This window comes from Aggregatibacter sp. oral taxon 458 str. W10330, assembly GCF_000466335.1.
Lineage (GTDB): Bacteria > Pseudomonadota > Gammaproteobacteria > Enterobacterales > Pasteurellaceae > Aggregatibacter.
On the sequence record NZ_KE952614.1, the window covers coordinates 74,491 to 92,543 of the forward strand.

At 43.3% G+C, this 18,053-nt stretch carries 18 protein-coding genes; 7 read left to right on the forward strand and 11 right to left on the reverse strand.

Translation table 11 applies throughout. The features are described 5' to 3' along the window. Positions 1 to 279 precede the first annotated feature (279 nt). The 6 genes from nhaA to lspA all read right to left on the reverse strand — a co-directional run bounded on the left by nhaA (position 280) and on the right by lspA (position 6,432). Entirely contained in the window at positions 280 to 1,443 is a 1,164-nt protein-coding gene (nhaA, locus tag HMPREF9065_RS02570) for a Na+/H+ antiporter NhaA (protein WP_021616579.1), read from the reverse strand. 171 nt (positions 1,444 to 1,614) lie between these two features. Then, positions 1,615 to 2,376: a monofunctional biosynthetic peptidoglycan transglycosylase gene (gene mtgA, locus HMPREF9065_RS0109530; protein WP_033002649.1), complete on the reverse strand. Its 762-nt coding sequence runs from the start codon at positions 2,374 to 2,376 to the stop codon at positions 1,615 to 1,617. After that, positions 2,354 to 2,662: a trp operon repressor gene (trpR, locus tag HMPREF9065_RS02565; RefSeq protein WP_021616581.1), complete on the reverse strand. Its 309-nt coding sequence runs from the start codon at positions 2,660 to 2,662 to the stop codon at positions 2,354 to 2,356. The genes mtgA and trpR overlap by 23 nt, the downstream gene beginning before the upstream one ends. A 39-nt stretch (positions 2,663 to 2,701) precedes the next feature. After that, positions 2,702 to 4,939: a transglycosylase SLT domain-containing protein gene (locus tag HMPREF9065_RS02560; RefSeq protein ID WP_033002650.1), complete on the reverse strand. Its 2,238-nt coding sequence runs from the start codon at positions 4,937 to 4,939 to the stop codon at positions 2,702 to 2,704. Between the two features lie 51 nt (positions 4,940 to 4,990). Further along, positions 4,991 to 5,935: a 4-hydroxy-3-methylbut-2-enyl diphosphate reductase gene (gene ispH, locus HMPREF9065_RS02555; RefSeq protein WP_021616583.1), complete on the reverse strand. Its 945-nt coding sequence runs from the start codon at positions 5,933 to 5,935 to the stop codon at positions 4,991 to 4,993. Further along, the gene (lspA, locus tag HMPREF9065_RS02550) at positions 5,932 to 6,432 is read right to left on the reverse strand and encodes a signal peptidase II (RefSeq protein ID WP_021616584.1); all 501 of its coding nucleotides are present in this window, start codon (positions 6,430 to 6,432) and stop codon (positions 5,932 to 5,934) included. Before lspA ends, ispH begins: the two co-directional genes overlap by 4 nt. A gap of 281 nt (positions 6,433 to 6,713) precedes the next feature. Between lspA and HMPREF9065_RS02545 the strand changes: the two genes are divergently transcribed. Then, entirely contained in the window at positions 6,714 to 6,944 is a 231-nt protein-coding gene (locus HMPREF9065_RS02545) for a YgjV family protein (RefSeq protein WP_021616585.1), read from the forward strand. A 52-nt stretch (positions 6,945 to 6,996) separates the two neighbouring features. On the opposite strand, the gene metE is transcribed toward HMPREF9065_RS02545, so the two are convergent. From metE to HMPREF9065_RS02525, 4 genes are all read right to left on the reverse strand, one after another. Beyond that, the gene (metE, locus tag HMPREF9065_RS02540) at positions 6,997 to 9,270 is read right to left on the reverse strand and encodes a 5-methyltetrahydropteroyltriglutamate--homocysteine S-methyltransferase (protein ID WP_021616586.1); all 2,274 of its coding nucleotides are present in this window, start codon (positions 9,268 to 9,270) and stop codon (positions 6,997 to 6,999) included. A 215-nt stretch (positions 9,271 to 9,485) separates the two neighbouring features. Next, positions 9,486 to 11,027: a ribosome biogenesis GTPase Der gene (der, locus tag HMPREF9065_RS02535; protein WP_021616588.1), complete on the reverse strand. Its 1,542-nt coding sequence runs from the start codon at positions 11,025 to 11,027 to the stop codon at positions 9,486 to 9,488. A gap of 262 nt (positions 11,028 to 11,289) precedes the next feature. Continuing rightward, positions 11,290 to 11,544, reverse strand: coding sequence for a hypothetical protein (locus HMPREF9065_RS02530; RefSeq protein WP_021616590.1), 255 nt, complete (start codon positions 11,542 to 11,544; stop codon positions 11,290 to 11,292). Positions 11,545 to 11,556: 12 nt separating this feature from the next. Beyond that, entirely contained in the window at positions 11,557 to 12,651 is a 1,095-nt protein-coding gene (locus tag HMPREF9065_RS02525; RefSeq protein ID WP_033002651.1) for a Slam-dependent surface lipoprotein, read from the reverse strand. 370 nt (positions 12,652 to 13,021) lie between these two features. Here HMPREF9065_RS02525 and HMPREF9065_RS02520 point away from each other — a divergent pair, with 370 nt between their 5' ends. From HMPREF9065_RS02520 to HMPREF9065_RS02495, 6 genes are all read left to right on the forward strand, one after another. Continuing rightward, positions 13,022 to 13,684, forward strand: coding sequence for a Bax inhibitor-1 family protein (locus HMPREF9065_RS02520; RefSeq protein WP_006717583.1), 663 nt, complete (start codon positions 13,022 to 13,024; stop codon positions 13,682 to 13,684). A gap of 84 nt (positions 13,685 to 13,768) precedes the next feature. Beyond that, positions 13,769 to 14,098: a TusE/DsrC/DsvC family sulfur relay protein gene (locus tag HMPREF9065_RS02515; RefSeq protein WP_021616592.1), complete on the forward strand. Its 330-nt coding sequence runs from the start codon at positions 13,769 to 13,771 to the stop codon at positions 14,096 to 14,098. A 99-nt stretch (positions 14,099 to 14,197) separates the two neighbouring features. Further along, positions 14,198 to 15,079: an iron ABC transporter substrate-binding protein AfeA gene (gene afeA, locus HMPREF9065_RS02510; protein ID WP_021616593.1), complete on the forward strand. Its 882-nt coding sequence runs from the start codon at positions 14,198 to 14,200 to the stop codon at positions 15,077 to 15,079. Further along, positions 15,079 to 15,975 carry an ironABC transporter ATP-binding protein AfeB gene (afeB, locus tag HMPREF9065_RS02505; protein WP_021616594.1) on the forward strand — a complete coding sequence of 299 codons (897 nt, stop codon included), beginning with the start codon at positions 15,079 to 15,081 and terminating at the stop codon, positions 15,973 to 15,975. Before afeA ends, afeB begins: the two co-directional genes overlap by 1 nt. Next, positions 15,969 to 16,826, forward strand: a complete 858-nt coding sequence (afeC, locus tag HMPREF9065_RS02500) for an iron ABC transporter permease subunit AfeC (RefSeq protein ID WP_021616595.1) — start codon at positions 15,969 to 15,971, stop codon at positions 16,824 to 16,826. The genes afeB and afeC overlap by 7 nt, the downstream gene beginning before the upstream one ends. Beyond that, positions 16,823 to 17,671, forward strand: a complete 849-nt coding sequence (locus HMPREF9065_RS02495) for a metal ABC transporter permease (protein WP_021616596.1) — start codon at positions 16,823 to 16,825, stop codon at positions 17,669 to 17,671. The genes afeC and HMPREF9065_RS02495 overlap by 4 nt, the downstream gene beginning before the upstream one ends. On the opposite strand, the gene HMPREF9065_RS02490 is transcribed toward HMPREF9065_RS02495, so the two are convergent. Then, positions 17,646 to 17,918: an acylphosphatase gene (locus HMPREF9065_RS02490; protein WP_021616597.1), complete on the reverse strand. Its 273-nt coding sequence runs from the start codon at positions 17,916 to 17,918 to the stop codon at positions 17,646 to 17,648. The genes HMPREF9065_RS02495 and HMPREF9065_RS02490 overlap by 26 nt on opposite strands. Positions 17,919 to 18,053 lie beyond the last annotated feature (135 nt).

An 18,053-nucleotide genomic window follows, 5' to 3' on the forward strand; every position in this document is an offset into this window, starting at 1 on the left:
TCACGATTTCGTGCGTAGCGTGCAACTTGTTGCATGAATGATTAACCTTGATGCGTAATTCACGATTTCGTGCGTAGCGTGTATCTTGATGCACGAATAATTCACCTCGATGCGTACACGATTTCATGCGTAGCGTGCATCTTGATGCACGACCAAACCACGCACGGAACATTATTTATCCTTTTCGGACATTCACGATTTCGTGCAACAAGTTGCACGCTACGATTCTTTTATCGTTACTTAAAATGTTCGCTTATTTTTATTTTCTCTTAAGTGAGCTTAGTGCGCTGACGTTGTTTTTCTTAACAATGCATAACCTAACAAGGCAGACACACACGAGCCTAATAAAATACCGAGACGAGAGAGGGTGTCAAAGTTATCGTGCCCGGTTTCTCCAAAGGCAAGGCCGGCAAGGAACATCGACATAGTAAAGCCGATACCGCAGAGCACGGCAATCGCAAAAATCTGCGTGAAATGGATGCCTTCAGGTAATTTGGCAAGGCGTAATTTCACCGATAAGTAACTGAACAGGAAAACGCCAAGCGGTTTGCCGATGATTAAACCGAGCATAATGCCCAAGGTGAGTGGTGAACTTAAGCTGGAGAATCCCACGTTTTCCAAGGAGACACCGGCGTTAGAAAACGCAAATAACGGCAGAATCAAATAGCTACACCATGGCGCCAAAATATGTTCGAATTGATGCAAGGGTTTTTCACCTTGACGTCCCTGCATTGGGATACAAAAACCGATGATCACGCCTGCCAAGGTGGCATGAACGCCTGATTTGAGTACGGAAGCCCATAAAATTAAGCCGACCACCATGTAAGCACATAATGCGCTGACTTTCAGGCGATTCATCACAACAAGCATGGCAATAGCGATAGCGGCTAAAATGAGAGCCTGTGTACTGAGTTCGTGAGAGTAGAAGATTGCAATAACAACAATGGCACCCAGGTCATCAATAATGGCAAGTGCCAATAAAAAGACTTTGAGCGGTAAAGGGACGCGCTTGCCTAAAAGTGCCACAATGCCGACAGCAAAGGCGATATCGGTCGCCATCGGAATTGCCCAACCTGATTGAATTTCCGGGCTGTCTTGTGCAATAAAGGAATAGATTAAAGCAGGAACAATCATCCCACCAATGGCCGCAATGGCAGGAAAAATAGCTTGTTGATAGCTGGAAAGAGATCCTTCTAACATTTCACGTTTGACTTCCATGCCCACTAACACGAAGAAAACGGCCATAAAACCATCGTTTACCCACATGAGTAGGGGCTTGGCAATACTAAATGCGCCAAATTGTACGCTGACGGGGGTGTCTAAAAAGTGAAAGTAGTTTTCGCTCAGTGCCGTGTTGGCGAGCACAATGGCCATCAAGGCAAAAATCAGCAGCAATACGCCACCGCTGGCTTCAGATTGGAAAAATTTTTGGATACGTTGCATAAACAATAATACTCCCTGAGATAACGCCTGAAAGGCAAAGCATAAATACGAAAGTTAAGAAAGTTACAGGAAATGAATGATATTTTCAAGAAAAGTCGGGATTGATTAATATTATTCGCATCATTTTTTATTTTTAAAGCGATTTCATTTATTTTGGCAAGCCGCATGCCATTACATTAATTTTTGTAAATAGGCTTTGCCGAGTTGATTCATTTGATGTTGAATCCACAACTGTCTGCGTTTGGTGTAAGCGCCCGGTGCATTAACATGATAAACGATCGGGTTAGGCAAAACGGCGGCTAAAAGTGCGGCTTCATTTGGCGATAAATTTTTCGCTGACTTTTTGAAATAAAATTGGCTGGCGGCTTCCACGCCATAGATGCCTTCGCCAAATTCTGCAATGTTTAAATACACTTCCAGAATGCGTTTTTTAGACCAGAGGGTTTCTAACAACAGGGTAGCCGGCACCTCAATTCCCTTCCGAAGCCAACTTTGCCCATGCCATAAATAGAGATTTTTAGCAGTTTGTTGGGAAATCGTTGAGGCGCCACGCGTGCGTTGGCTTTTTTGATTATACTTGAAGGCTCTTTCAATGGCATTGAAATCAAACCCGTAATGTGTCGGAAAATTTTGATCTTCAGCGGCAATCACGGCTAATTGCATTGGCCAAGCAATATCGTCAATACTGACCCATTGGTAGCGTGTTGTGTATTTCATATCACCGGCGAATAAATGGGCGATTTTTTGTTGCAACATATACGCCGAGCAGGGAATGGGAATAAAGCGAAAAAGAAATGTGATGGCAACGATGGCGAGAAAAAAACGAATGAAAAAACGCACCGCACTTTTGTAGGAAAAGTGAAATCGGCGCAATCTGACGTTAAACGGCGTTAACCGTTTCAAAATAACATTAGTCAGCTTTTTGTGACGCATTCAGTTGGTTTCTTATCCAGTCGATAAATTCAGGATCCATGGTTTTTAGCATATTGGAACCCCGTGTAATGGTTGCTGCGCTGGTATTGAGATTTTGTTGAATTTCTCGTTGTGGTAGGTTTTTATCCAATAATTGCGCGATAATTTGTAAGCGCAACCCTACGGCATCCCGTTCGTCAGCGGTGAGCAATAAGGTTAAGACATCTTGTGCTTTGCCCTGTTCGAATGCGGTTTTTAACATATCAAGAAAGGCATTCCATTGTTCTAAATTGCGACTAATGTACATATCAACGATCCTACATCCTATACTATTAAACTAGTGCGTCTAGTATAGCCGATCATATTCTTCATTGCTAAAAGTTTGTGGATCTTCTTTGTTTTGCAATCGCTGATAGTAAAAATCGTAAGTCAGGACATTTTGAACATAACCACGGGTTTCATAGAACGGAATGGAAGCCACAAATTCATCCATTTCCAACTTACCATTGGCACGCGCCAACCATTTTTCCACGCGATGTTCGCCGGCATTATAAGCTGAAGCAATGAGAATCCGGTTATTCGGATATTTGGCATTTAACTCTGCCAAATATGCCGTGCCGAGCAAAATATTATTGAGCGGTTTAAATAACTCCGCTTCATCCGTATAAGGCAATTTAGCATGACTGGCAGTTGCTTTGGCGGTGCTTGGCAAAAGCTGCATTAATCCGCGTGCATTGGCGGAAGATTGTGCTTGTAGATTCCATGCGCTTTCTTGTCGGGAAATTGCCATCGCAAACGTTTTACTGATAGGGGTGTTTCGCGATGCTTGCGGTTTGCCTTTGCTTAAGGTCAGACGGCGTGGTTTTAATGCAATGTCATAATAATGGCTATAAGCCATCGGCAGGCGTAACTGAATGTAATCAAACGCTTTAGCAATGATGGAACCATCTACACCTAAATCAAACCAGTTTTGTTGGTTGGCATATTGGCTGAGTGCAATTTGTTTTTCTTTTTTCTGATCGGCAGGAAGATTCTCTAACAGGAAACGCCAACGTTGTTTCGCGGCACCAAGGCGATCTAATTGACGTAATTCAGCAATTTCTTCTAATGCCGGTTTCAGTTTGGGGAATTCATCCGCCCAAGCTTCATCTGTAATACTTGGTGCAACGAGTAATTGAGGTTGCCCGAAATGATAATGCTTACCACGGGTTTGGGGATCTAATTTGGCTGCCGCCAACATCGGATAAAATCCTCGCTCATGAGAAAGTGCGGTCCATATTTCTGTTGTTTTTTGGCTATCGCTTTTCTCGATGGTTTTGGCGAACCAATAACGCCACTCTTGTTTTTGCCGACCTTCATCAGAGAGGGCATTGAGCCACAGGGTTAAATCGGTTTTTTGCCAAATCGCCATGCGCAAACGGCGTTCGGTGAGGCTATCCGCGTTTAATTTAAGAATTTCCGCATCCCGCCATTGTTGAAATAAAGGGCTTTCATTATCAAAAAAACGATTTAAAAACGCAATTTCCCATTCACGCATTTCCATATCAGTCAGTTGCCAGTTTTTTGCCCATTGTGCATAAGGCGCAAAGCTGGGATCTTTCATGTTCTCAGGTAATGTACGCAAATAGCGGGGAAAGCTTTGTAGCACGGCGAATTTCAGTAGGGCAGTGTTATTTTCCGTCATCGGTAATCTTGCGGAGAATTCAGCTAAACTTGCCGGTGTTTTGATGAGTGTTTGCAATAGTTGTAGTTGGGCGGCCACCTTTTCGTCTTCGTTCTCGCCGGTCATACGATGTAATTCTGTGGCTAATTGTGCCAAGCCGTTTTCATCATTTTGGGCGAAGAGCGTTTCCGCTTTTTGATAAACTTTCGCTGCCGTTCTACCGCCGCGAGCATACCATGCTGCCCAAAGTTGAGCATCGTTAGGTAGCTTGCTGTTAGCTAACCAAAGCTGTTCATAACGAGAAATAATATGGGTATTTGCGTTGGAATCTTGCTTTTTATCTGTTGTGTTTTCTGTGCCGTCCTGTTGCAGTTCGGCATTTAATACGGCTATTTGCATCTCCAAGGAGCTTGGCTTAACGCGTTGCGCATAATGAACGAATCCCTCCAAATCGTTAGCATTCTGGAAAAGGGTAAAAAGGCTTTGTTCCCATCGCGTGCGCAAAAAATGTGTCGGGTTTTGTGCAATAGCTTGTTCGATTTCTTGTTTTAAGGCGTTGACCTCTTCTGGCGGCGTGGTTTGATTGACGCTTTTAATTCGTGCATCAAAGTAGGCGGTCATCGCATCCATTTTCAAAGGATAGTCTTTTAACGATTCAATCAGTTTGAGATATAACTCGGCGTTATCAGAAACGTTGTTATTTTTCACCGCACTTTTTAACAGATTTTCTAACTGTAAAAATGTTGCGCGTTGCGTCATGCGTTTAAGTTCATCCGCATTTCGTGCTTTTGTCCATTGGGTTTGCGTTTGAGCTAAATTCGATTTATGCGCAGATTTAGGCGGATGTTGATGCGCTAACGCAGAAAACGAAAGTGCGGTCAACATGAGCAGAGAAATGGAAGTATGTTTCAAATATCGCATCGTTAGGTTCCGACAAAGATAAATAAGGTGAAGGTGTGGAGTAATAACCGCTTAATTGACCTCTTTTACGCGCAATTCTTTTGGCACTTCAAAGAACATATTTTCTTCGAGTCCTTGCAATTCTTCTACATCAGTGACGCCAAATGCTTTCATGCGCGCAATCACCGATTGCACTAATTCTTCCGGCGCGGAAGCCCCCGCGGTGACACCAATGGTTTGCACGCCGTGAAACCAATCCGGCTGAATATCATTCGGATCATCAATTAACTTAGACACCACCCCCATTCGGGAAGCCAACTCTGCCAAACGGTTAGAGTTAGAGGAGTTTTTGGAGCCTACCACGACCACTAAATCCGATTGTTTTGCCAGTTCGCGCACCGCTTGTTGACGATTAGTTGTGGCATAACAAATGTCGTTTTTATGGGGGCCTTGAATCGCAGGGTATTTTTCTTTTAATGCACTGATAGTTTCCGCCGTGTCATCTAAAGACAGCGTAGTTTGCGTCATAAAGGTTAAATCATCGTTGTGGCTTACGGGGAGATTAGCAATATCCTCAATACTTTCAATGAGATAAATGCCGCCCTCTTGGTTGCCGTATTGTCCCATGGTGCCTTCTACTTCCGGGTGACCTTTATGCCCGATGAGAATCGCTTTCGTGCCTTTTTTACTGGCGCGCGCCACCTGCATATGTACTTTGGTCACCAACGGACAAGTGGCATCAAAGACTTTCAAGCGGCGATCTTTGGCTTCTTGACGTACTGCTTGAGACACTCCGTGGGCGGAGAAAATGACTATCGCGCCGTCCGGCACTTCACTGAGTTCTTCCACAAAAATGGCACCGCGTTCACGTAACCCATTCACCACGAAGCGATTATGCACCACTTCATGACGGACATAAATCGGCGCACCGTGAATTTCCAACGCCAGTTCAACAATACTGATGGCACGATCGACGCCGGCACAAAAACCGCGTGGATTGGCTAAAATTATCTTCATTTTTGACCGCTCTTTTGTTTGTTCTTATCACCTTTAAAAGCATCTAATGCCAATAAACCGGCGCCGATACAAATGGCAATGTCCGCCACATTAAACACCGGATAGTGGTAAATATCCCAATAAAAATCAAAGAAATCCACCACAAAACCGTTATAGGCACGATCCACCATATTAGCAAGTGCGCCGCCAATAATCAGGGCATAAGCTGAATTTTGTAATGTTTGGTCGACACGATTTTTCTTCATGAAATACGCCAGCATCAGAGAAATACCAATTGCCAATAGAATAAAGAAATATTTTTGCCAACCATCGTGATCCGCCAAAAAGCTGAATGCCGCACCATAATTTCGTACATAAGTGAGATTAAACACCGGCAGAATGTTCACGCTTTCATACAAATCAAATTTTTGTACCACAATGTACTTTGTCAGCAAATCAAGCAAAAAAGCGACTGCACTTAGCCAGAGAAAAGAGAGTCCGGATTTTTGTTGGGACATAATGTTTCCTAAATAAAATCATGATCAAAATTAGGTCGCCATTCTAGCACAAGGCAAGGTTTTATACAGAAAAAGGTGATGAGAAAGCGAATAGATACACGTCATTTTATGTTGCAGGCGAACACCATGGAATGACGTAATGGATTTTCGTGAAATGGCAAAGCGTTTAAAACGTGTTGAAAAATCACCGCACTTTTCAGTCAGGTGTCGATAGTCAGGTTTGCTTTTTGTGAAATTTACAATATGATAGCCGCCCTTTTATTTCTAGAATTGAGACGATTATGTTGGGTATAGATTTTATTGAACTGTTAGGTTACACCGCGACCTTTTTTGTCGCGGCTTCATTTTTGTTTAAATCGATAGTTTCCCTCAGAACCGTTAATTGTATCGGTGCGATTTTATTCGTCATTTATGGGCTCGTTAAACAGACTTATCCGGTTGCGTTATTGAATATCTTTTTAGTCGCCGTAAATCTGTATCAACTGTGGCGACTAAAACAGGAGAAGCAATAGAAAGATAAAAGCTGAACCTTTCCCGAGATTCAGCTTTTCTTTTACCTTTAAACTAGGCTAATTCCGCACGTAATTTCTTCGTGACATCCACCATCACTTTTAATGCGGCGATGGTTTCCGGCCAGCCGCGGGTTTTTAGGCCGCAGTCCGGGTTTACCCATAAGCGTTCTTTTGGTACCACTTGTAACGCTTTGCGAAGAAGATGTTCGATTTCTTCTGCGGTCGGTACGCGTGGGCTGTGGATATCGTACACGCCCGGGCCGATGTCGTTCGGATATTTGAAATCACCGAAAGCGGTAAGCAATTCCATGTCGGAACGGGAGGTTTCGATGGTGATCACGTCGGCATCTAGGGCGGCAATAGCCGGTAAAATGTCGTTAAATTCGGAATAACACATGTGTGTGTGAATTTGCGTATCATCTTTGCAACCCATTGAACTTAAACGGAAAGCTTCACCTGCCCATTGTAAGTAAGCGTCCCAATCGGCGCGTTTAAGCGGTAAACCTTCGCGGATGGCCGGTTCATCAATTTGGATGACTTTAATGCCTGCTTTTTCTAAATCTAACACTTCGTCAGAAAGCGCTACCGCAATTTGTTTACACACCGTGGAACGTGGAATGTCGTTACGCACGAAAGACCATTGTAAAATCGTTACCGGGCCGGTCAACATCCCTTTCATCACTTTGTTGGTAAGGCTTTGAGCATATTGCGACCAACGCACGGTCATTGGTTCCGGACGGGTCACATCGCCGTAAATAACCGGTGGTTTTACACAGCGGGAACCGTAACTTTGTACCCAACCGAATTTGGTAAACGCGAAACCATCGAGCAATTCGCCGAAGTATTCCACCATGTCGTTACGTTCCGCTTCGCCGTGCACTAACACATCTAAATCCAATTTTTCTTGCTCGCGCACCACAAATTCAATTTCTTTTTTCATTGCCGCTTCGTAATCTGTCAAGCTGAGATCGCCTTTTTTGAAGGCGGCACGGGCATGACGAATTTCCGTAGTTTGCGGGAAGGAACCGATGTTAGTGGTTGGCAGCAACGGTAGATTTAACCACGCATTTTGTAACTTAATCCGTTCCGCAAATGGCGATTTACGTTGATCGGCATTTTTCGGCAGGTTTGCCAAACGTTCCGCCACACAAGTGCGGTGGATTTCACGGGAGTTTTTACGCGCGTCAGCTGCTACTTGGCTAGCATCAAGATCGGCTTGCACAGCTGCTCTGCCTTGCTCAAGCGCGGTCTTAATGACGCGTAATTCTTGAATTTTTTGCAAGGTGAACGCCAACCATTGATAAAGTTCCGGCTTGTTGGCTTGCAGCTGGGTTTCCACCGCTAAATCATAAGGTGTATGGAGTAGGGAACAGCTTGGCGCAATCCATAAACGCTCACCTAATTTCGCTTGTAGTGGTTCAACCACATCTAACACTTGGTTTAAATTTGCGCGCCAAATGTTACGTCCGTCAATTACGCCTACGGAAAGGATTTTGTCGTAATCAACGAACTCATACACTTGTTCCGGTGCGCGCACCAAATCAATGTGAAGACCGGCTACCGGTAAGGATTTCAATAAATCGGCGTGTTCAGCGACAGAGCCAAAATACGTCGCAAGCAACAGTTTAGCGTTGACTTGTGCCGCAAAAGTCGCGTAAACCGCTTTATAGGCGGCAATCCATTCTGCCGGTAAATCAAGGGTTAAGGCAGGTTCATCAATTTGAATGTATTCCACACCTTCAGCGGTTAACGCGTTTAAGATGTCCACATAAACCGGCACGAGTTGGTTTAACAAATCGAAACGATTAAATGAAGCACCTTTTTCTTTGCCTAACCAAAGGAAGGTTAATGGACCAACGATGGTGGGTTTTACCTTGTGACCAAGGGCTTTAGCTTCGCGGATTTGTTGCACATAGTGTGCCGGGTTGGCTTTAAATTGGGTGTCTTTGTGGAATTCCGGCACGAGATAGTGGTAGTTGGTGTCGAACCATTTGGTCATTTCAATGGCGAATTGTGTTTTGTTGCCACGCGCCAATTGGAAATATTGGTCGAGCGTTAAGTTTTGGCTGTCGAAACCAAAGCGCGCAGGAATGGCGCCTGTTGCCACTTGTAAATCTAAAATGTGATCGTAGAAAGTGAAATCCGCCACCGCCACGAAATCCGCATTCGCATTGGCTTGATGTTGCCAGTTAATTTCGCGCAATTTTTTTGCAATGTCTAATAAATCAGCTTCAGTGATTTCACCGCGCCAGTAACGTTCTTGGGCAAATTTAAGTTCACGTTTTGCCCCTACGCGTGGGAAACCCGATAAATGAAATGTTGTCATGTTAATTCCTCGATAGATTAAATAATTTAGACGGCTAAACGTCTGTACGAGGCTAGAATGACGGAATTAGGCATATTATGCAAATTAATAATTTTCTGAAAGTTGATGAAAATTTTTAATGTTTCTTACGATACGGCAGGCTATAACAATGTGTTTATTTTTGACCGCACTTGAATTAAAAAGACCCGATAGGAATATCGGGTCTGTCATCAAAATTATCTTTTGGATTTCTTAATAAACTTCATCAAACGTTTACGTTTACGTAATTGATTCGGCGTGAGTTTATTTCGTTTGCCGGCAAACGGGTTGTTGCCTTCTTGGAATTGCAGACGAATTGGTGAGCCGATAATTTTCAGGCTACGGCGGAAATGGTTGGATAAATAACGTTTGTAAGAATCCGGTAGTTTATCTACTTGGTTACCATGAATCACAATGATTGGCGGATTGTAGCCACCCGGGTGGGCATATTTCAGTTTCACGCGGCGACCGCTAATCATCGGAGGCTGATGTTCGTCCACCGCGATTTGCAGAATTCGAGTGAGCATGGATGTCGTCATTTTCTGTGTTGCGCATTCATAGGCTTCCTTAACGGAATCAAATAAATTGCCAACGCCACTGCCGTGCAAAGCTGAAATAAAGTGCACTCGGGCAAAATCAATAAAATCTAAACGACGATCGAGCTCGGATTTCACGCGATCTTTGACATCGGTGTCCAATCCATCCCATTTATTGACCACAATCACCAAGGAACGGCCGGCGTTTAAAATAAAGCCGAGGAGGGACAAGTCTTGGTCGGAGATGTTCTCACGGGCGTCAATAACCAATAGCACTACGTTGGCGTCTTGAATAGCTTGTAGCGTTTTGATCACAGAGAATTTTTCTACCGCTAAATGCACTTTACCGCGTTTACGCACACCGGCTGTGTCGATTAACGTATAATTTTGCCCATCACGTTCCATTGGAATGTAAATACTATCGCGGGTGGTGCCTGGCATATCATAAACCACCACGCGATCTTCACCTAAAATGCGGTTAGTCAAAGTGGATTTGCCTACGTTCGGGCGACCTACAATGGCGATTTTAATGTTTTGTTTATCCGGTGTTTGTTCTTGCGCTAGTTCTTCATCTAAAAGTGCGGTGTCTTCTTCGTTTGAAAAATCGAAATCTTCGTCCCATTCGTCAAATTCAGTCGTTTCAGAAGAAACATCCGTGGTTTCGACCGCACTTTCTTCTGTTTTTTCTGCGTCTTCTGCCATTTTTTCTGCTAATGGGGTAAGCACTTGCTCCATTAAACTCACGATACCACGGCCTTGAGAAGCGGCAATTTGCGCAATTTCACCTAAGCCTAATTGATAGAACTCTGCGCAGTGGGAGTCAGCATCAATGCCATCCACTTTATTGGCAACCACCACGGTGGTTTTGTTTTGGCGTTGGCGCAAATAGTTTGCAATGCCGATATCCGCTGACGTTAAGCCGGCACGGGCATCTACTAGGAATAAAACGATGTCGGCTTCTTCAATGGCAAGCAACGATTGCTCCGCCATTTTTTCTTCTACGCCTTCTTCCGTGCCGTCGATACCGCCGGTGTCAATGACGATAAAATCGTGTCCGGCAAGATGCGCTTGGCCATATTTACGATCGCGGGTTAGACCTGGAAAGTCGGCGACTAAAGCATCACGGGTGCGGGTGAGACGATTGAATAGGGTGGATTTGCCCACGTTTGGGCGACCCACCAAGGCAACTACGGGAGTTGTCATAAAAACCTCTTATAAATGAATGTGCCACGGGAATATTGATCTCGGCGCTTGAAAAATGGCTGGCATTATAGCGGATTTTGGCAGTGATGAGAAATGACAAGGTAAGGGGCGTTGAATGAGAGTAGGGGAAAATAGGGAGGTGATTGTTTGAGCAATGTGTATTAGAAATATTTTTTTGCATAAAATGCGGTGGAATTCTTTTGTTTGCTCATGAATAAGATGATTAAAAACAAAAGAAATTCCCACCGCACTTTTAGCTGATTTAATTCACCATTCTGACACGCCAACGGAAACCATCTGCTTTCATACAGGCAGTAATCAAGGTTTGTTCTTGGAGAGGATCGACTTTATTCATGCCTACATCGTAGGTGCATTTAGCGAGTTTTGTGTCGGTGTCTTTTTTACTGACCCCTTCTTTATACCATTCTTCAACTCGGTGTTGCATCTGCATTTCGCAACCGCTAAGTAACGTACTAAGGGCAATGAGTAATGCTGTGTTGACAATCATTTTTTTCATTATGGTGTCCTTTTATTTAGTTTGTTCTGCACTGAAACTGGTATTTAAACTTTCTACTTGGCCGATAAGTGTTTCTCCGCTAAATGTTGCTTTACCGGCGACTTCTTCCGCATGAGGACCGAAGAATTTACCTTCGTATTGACCGTCACGACTTATGAAAAAAGGAAAGTTTCCTTCCGCAACCGCTTTGCCTTGGAAGCTATTTCCGACAATTGGTGCTTGGTGAAGCGCAATGTTTCTTCGAGGGTAAGCCATATCCAACTCGCCGTAGATTGTTTTATCATCGAAGTTTGCGACTAATTTAGCATCACCGATGTTTTTAACCTGATTTTTGACATTGTCATAACGGCTTGCATTGCCTTGATAGGTAACAACACCGTGTTGTGGAATATTTTCAACAGGTGTTTCGCTTCCCATGTAGAAAATGTCTCGCGTAGGATCTTTTGTCGCATTCCAAGCAGCGCTAAGCCAACCTGAGGCGATAGCGGAGGAGAGTCCGGCAAAAGATTGAGATACTTTCCCAATAAGCTTGATTGCCATATTGTCAACAAGCAGTGTTTGTACATCCTTGCCTTCTTCTTTTTTGAATGCGCCGTTAAAGGAATAAGTGCGGTTATAGCCGGAAAGAGTACCGACTTTGGTGTCACCTGAGCGAACCGTTATGTTTTCCAACATACCCTTCTTAAATTCATCTTGGGAAATAGTAAGATCAGAACGAGTTAAGTGCGTAGATGGAACAGATGGCGTGACAGGAGGACGTTGTGCTTGTGGGCGTTCTTGTTGCGCCTGTGATTCTGCTGTTTTTTCAGCTGCCTGAGGATGGGAGTTTGAAGGTGTTGCTGCCTGCGTCGGTTCTTGCTGTGTTGGCGGCGTAATTTGGTGAGGCTGTGATGTCGCTGTTTTTTCAGCCGCCTGAGTATGGGAATTGGAAGGGATGGCTGCCGGTGTCGGTTCCTGCTGTGTTGACGGCGTCGTGGTTGTTGTAGGCGAATTGCTTGGCGTAGAAGGAATTGGTTGAGGATCGGAATGACTGCTTCCACCACTGCCTCCACAAGCGCTTATCATCAAAGTACTGAGTATGAGAGTAGAAAATGTGATTTTTGACATATTGTCATGCTCCTTTATTTTTACTAAATTTTGAATTAAATGTTATATAAAAATAACGGAAAAATTATAAATCAAAAAAAAAAAATGAAAGCAAGTGATAAAATTTATCTAAAATAATACCTTTATTATTAAATAATTTAATAAAATCTAGGTTTGTTTGAAGAATTATTTATTAATTATTGTGAATAATAGAAAATTTTTATTTTTCATGATGAATAAATGACGATCATCTAAATGAAAGTGCGGTGGTTATTTAGTTCAATTTTTTTCAATGTTAAATATTCACGGATCAATTGACATTTAGCGTCTCAGCCCTTACCTTACACAAAGATCTCAACCGCTTATTTTCTTTAAATTTAAAGGAGTTTTTATGCAATCTCGTATTATTGTTGACAGCAGAGAAGAATCGTTGCTTAGCACACACAAAGTGTTACGTAACACCTATTTCTTGTTAGCGTTAACATTAGCCTTTTCCGCTGTAGTGGCTTATGTGTCCATGGCGATGAATTTACCAAGACCGGGGCTTATTATCATGCTTGTGGGCTTCTATGGGCTGCTTTTCTTAACCAATGCCTTAGCAAATAGTGCATTAGGTATTTTATCTGCTTTTGCCTTCACCGGTTTCTTAGGTTACACCGTAGGGCCGATTTTAAATGCCTATGTGAGCGCAGGTTTGGGCGATGCTATCGTGTTAGCATTAGCCGGCACTGCAGCGACGTTCTTCGCTTGCTCCGCTTATGTCTTAACCACGAAGAAAGACATGTCTTTCTTATCCGGCACTATCTTAGCGTTATTCGTGGTGTTATTGCTCGGTATGGTCGCGAGTTTCTTCTTCCAATTCCCGGCTCTTTATGTAGGCATTAGTGCGCTGTTCGTGATTTTCTCCACCATGGGAATTTTGTATGAAACCAGTAACATCATTCACGGTGGTGAAACCAACTACATTCGTGCAACGGTCAGTTTGTTTGTGTCTATCTACAATCTGTTTATCAGTTTGTTAAACTTACTTTCCTTCTTTTCTTCCAGAGATTAATTATTAATTTGATAGATAAATTCAACGCCCCTTTTTTGGGGCGTTTTTATATAATCTTCCCCTATAAATGCTAAGGTTATTATCATGCTTGAAGTCAATAATAGACACATTGAAACCGATGCTTCGGGTTACTTACTCAATGTTGAGGATTGGGATATTGAGGTTGCGCAAGCCATTGCGAAGTTAGAGCAGTTGGAATTAACCGATGCCCACTGGGAAATCATTCATTTTGTACGCGCGTTTTATCAGGAATACAAAACGTCACCGGCAATTCGTATGCTGGTAAAAGCTACGGCACAAAAACTTGGTGAAGACAAAGGCAATAGCCGCTATTTACAACGTTTGTTTCCTGACGGTCCGGCAAAACAAGCAACAAAATTAGCCGGGTTACCCAAACCGGCAAAATGCCTATAACTCATTTGCGAATTATTTGCATTTAAAAAATAAAAGAATATAATTCACCCCGCAACTTATGTTGTTATTTTTTACTAATACTTTTCAAAGGAGAAAAACATGCGTTTATTCGCGACATTAATCAGTGTGCTTGCATTAAGTTTAGGCAGCAGCTTTGCTTATGCAAAATTTAAAGTTGTTACCACCTTCACCATCATTCAAGATATGGCGCAAAATATCGCCGGTGATGCGGCTACCGTGGAATCGATCACCAAACCCGGTGCTGAAATTCATGATTATGAGCCGACCCCAAAAGACATCGTAAAAGCCCAATCTGCCGACCTCGTATTATGGAACGGTTTAAACCTTGAACGTTGGTTTGAAAAATTCTTCCAAAACGTGAAAGATAAACCGGCGGTTGTTGTGACTGAGGGTATCGAGCCAATGTCTATTAATGAAGGTCCTTATACCGGCAACCCAAATCCGCACGCTTGGATGTCTCCTTCCAATGCCTTGATTTATATTGAGAACATTAAAAATGCGTTGGTGAAATACGATCCACAAAATAAAGAAACGTATGAAAAAAACGCCGCACTTTATGCACAAAAAATCAAAGCGTTGGATAAACCGCTTCGCGAAAAATTAGCACAAGTGCCGGAAGCGCAACGTTGGTTGGTCACCAGTGAAGGCGCTTTCAGCTATCTCACTCGTGACTATGGTTTTAAAGAAGCCTACTTATGGCCGATTAACGCCGAACAACAAGGTACACCACAACAGGTTCGCAAAGTGATTGAAACCGTAAAAGCCAATAAGATTCCGGTCGTTTTCAGTGAAAGTACCATTTCACCGAAACCGGCAAAACAAGTGGCAAAAGAAAGTGGCGCGAAATACGGTGGTGTGCTTTATGTAGATTCGCTTTCCAATAAAAATGGCCCGGTGCCGACTTATGTCGATTTGTTAAATACCACCGTGTCCACTATCGTAAAAGGATTTGAAAAATAATGTCATCGAATATTGCCTCGATTTGTGTTGAAGACGTTACAGTCCGCTATAACAACGGCCATACCGCCATCCATAATGTCTCCTTTCACTTGGAAGGAGGCACCACCTGTGCTCTCGTGGGCGTCAATGGTAGCGGAAAATCGACCTTGTTTAAAAGTCTCATGGGATTAATTCATCCACAACGAGGCAATATTACGTTGTGTCATTTGCCAATTAAACAGGCATTAAAACAAAATCTGGTCTCTTATGTGCCACAGGCGGAAGAAGTGGACTGGCAATTCCCGGTGTCTGTTTATGATGTGGTGCTGATGGGACGTTACGGTTACATGAATTTTCTACGCCGCCCCAGTGAAACCGATAAGCAAAAAGTGCAAGAAGCCATGCAACGGGTGAACATTGAGCACCTTGCCCATCGTCAAATTGGCGAGCTTTCCGGTGGGCAGAAAAAGCGTGTATTTCTCGCTCGCGCACTTGCTCAACAAAGTAAGATTATTTTATTAGACGAACCTTTTACCGGCGTGGACGTGCAAACCGAAAATGCCATCGTTGATTTACTGGGGCAATTACGCAATGAAGGGCATCTTATTTTGGTCTCTACGCATAACCTCGGTTCCGTACCGGATTTTTGCGATCAGGTGGTGATGATTAATCGTACGGTCATCGCCGCCGGTTCAACAGAAACCACGTTCAATCAACATAACTTAGAATTGGTCTTTGGTGGCGTATTGCGCCACATTAAGTTACTGGGTTCAGATTTGCACGATGATGAAGATCCACGTGCTGTTACCGTCCTTACCGATGATGAGCGCGCGGCAGTGTTCTATGGAAAAACTAAAGTCGATCCACCGGCGCCAATTGTGAAACAGTGCAAATCAGAGGAAAAATCCTCATGTTAGATCTTTTACTGGAACCTTTTTCCTATGATTATATGGTGAAAGCCATCTTGCTCAGTTCTGCTGTCGGTGGCGTTTGTGCTTTCTTATCAGCTTATTTAATGCTAAAAGGTTGGTCTCTCATTGGGGATGCCCTTTCCCACTCGGTTGTTCCCGGTGTTGCCATCGCTTATGCGCTTTCCCTGCCTTATGCACTCGGCGCTTTCTTTTCCGGTATCTTAGCCGCCGTGTCTATTTTATGGGTGAAATCCATTACCAAACTGCGGGAAGATGCAGTTATCGGCTTCATTTTTACCACTTTTTTTGCGCTCGGTTTGTTGATCATTTCTCTCAACCCGACCTCCGTCAATGTGCAAGATATTGTGTTAGGTAACATCTTGGGCATTGCAGATGAAGATATTCTTCAAGTGGCGATTATCATCGGTATTAGTCTGATTTTATTACTCATTTTTTGGAAAGATCTGTTATTAATTTTCTTTGATGAAGTCCATGCCACTTCCGTAGGGCTCACCCCAATTTATTACAAAGTGCTGTTTTTTACGTTACTCAGTGCTTGTGTCGTCGCCGCATTACAAACCGTTGGCGCGATTTTAGTTATCGCCATGGTAGTCACGCCGGGTGCCACCGCTTATTTGCTTACTGATCGTTTTAAAACCCTTGCCATGATTGCTGTTATCTTAGGCATTCTTTCCAGTGCGATTGGCGTTTATATCAGCTATTTCTTGGATGGCGCAACAGGCGGAGTTATTGTGTGTATTCAGACCGCACTTTTCCTGTTGGCTTTTATTTTCTCGCCAAAATACGGCTTAATCCGCCAGCGTAAACCAATAACGAAAGAAGAGGTGCAACAATGAATGCTATTTATCAATGGTTCACCGAGCCTTTCGCCTATCCCTTTATGCAAAATGCGTTGATCACGGCACTATTGGTCTCCGTTATTTGCGCCATGCTCTCTTGCTATTTAGTATTAAAAGGTTGGTCGTTAATGGGCGATGCCATTTCTCATGCTGTTCTACCGGGGATTGTGGTGGCGTTTTGGTTAGGATTACCCTTGAGTATCGGCGCCTTTGTCGCAGGATTAACCTGTTCTGTCAGCGTAGGCTACTTAAAAGAAAATAGTCGTATCAAAGAAGATACCGCGATGGGGATTGTCTTTTCAGGCATGTTTGCGCTCGGGATTGTCTTATTTACCAAAATCGAAACGGATCAGCATTTAACCCATATTTTATTTGGCAACTTGCTTGGTGTAAGCGATGCGGAAATGCTGCAAACGCTTGTCATAAGTGCGGTCGTTTTTTTCGTCATTTTTTTTCGTCGGAAAGATTTTCTGCTTTATTGTTTTGATGCTACACAAGCCAAAATTGTGGGATTATCGCCTCGACTTTTGCATTACAGCTTGCTGATTCTCCTTGCTTTAACTATTGTCAGCGCCATGCAAGTGGTGGGCGTGATCTTAGTCGTTGCAATGCTTATTTCACCGGGCATTACGGCATTTATTTTAAGCAAGCGCTTTGATCATATGATTGCTATTGCCTTGGTAACCTCTATCAGCACCAGTCTCTTTGGCACAATTATCAGCTATCACATTGACGGTGCGACCGGCCCTTGCATTATTTTGTTACAAGCGGCGGTATTTTTAACCGCACTTATTTATAGCAAAATCAAACTGCATTTCAGTGTAGCACTTGAAACGCCGTAAATTCTTTTTCGCCAAGATAATTTTCCGCGAATACATTGTCCACGATGGCGGTGCGAGGCCCCTCTTGTAACCAAGCATCTAACGCTTCAATTTGACTTTCCGAACCGACGGCGATCACTTCCACGGTGCCGTCGGCAAGATTACGTATAAAGCCGGTTACGCCGATCTTCAGCGCTTGCTTCCACGTAAAATAACGAAACCCAACGCCTTGTACATGACCGTAAATACGAAAGCGTTTTTTAATCATCAGCCTTCTCCTTAAAATGTGCGAAAAAATACAAAAACTCACGCCTAATGCGTATTTTTTATTTTCATTTTTCGCTAATTTGGCATAGCATACAAACTACGCTTTATTTTATAGAGTGTCATCTAATTTTAATGA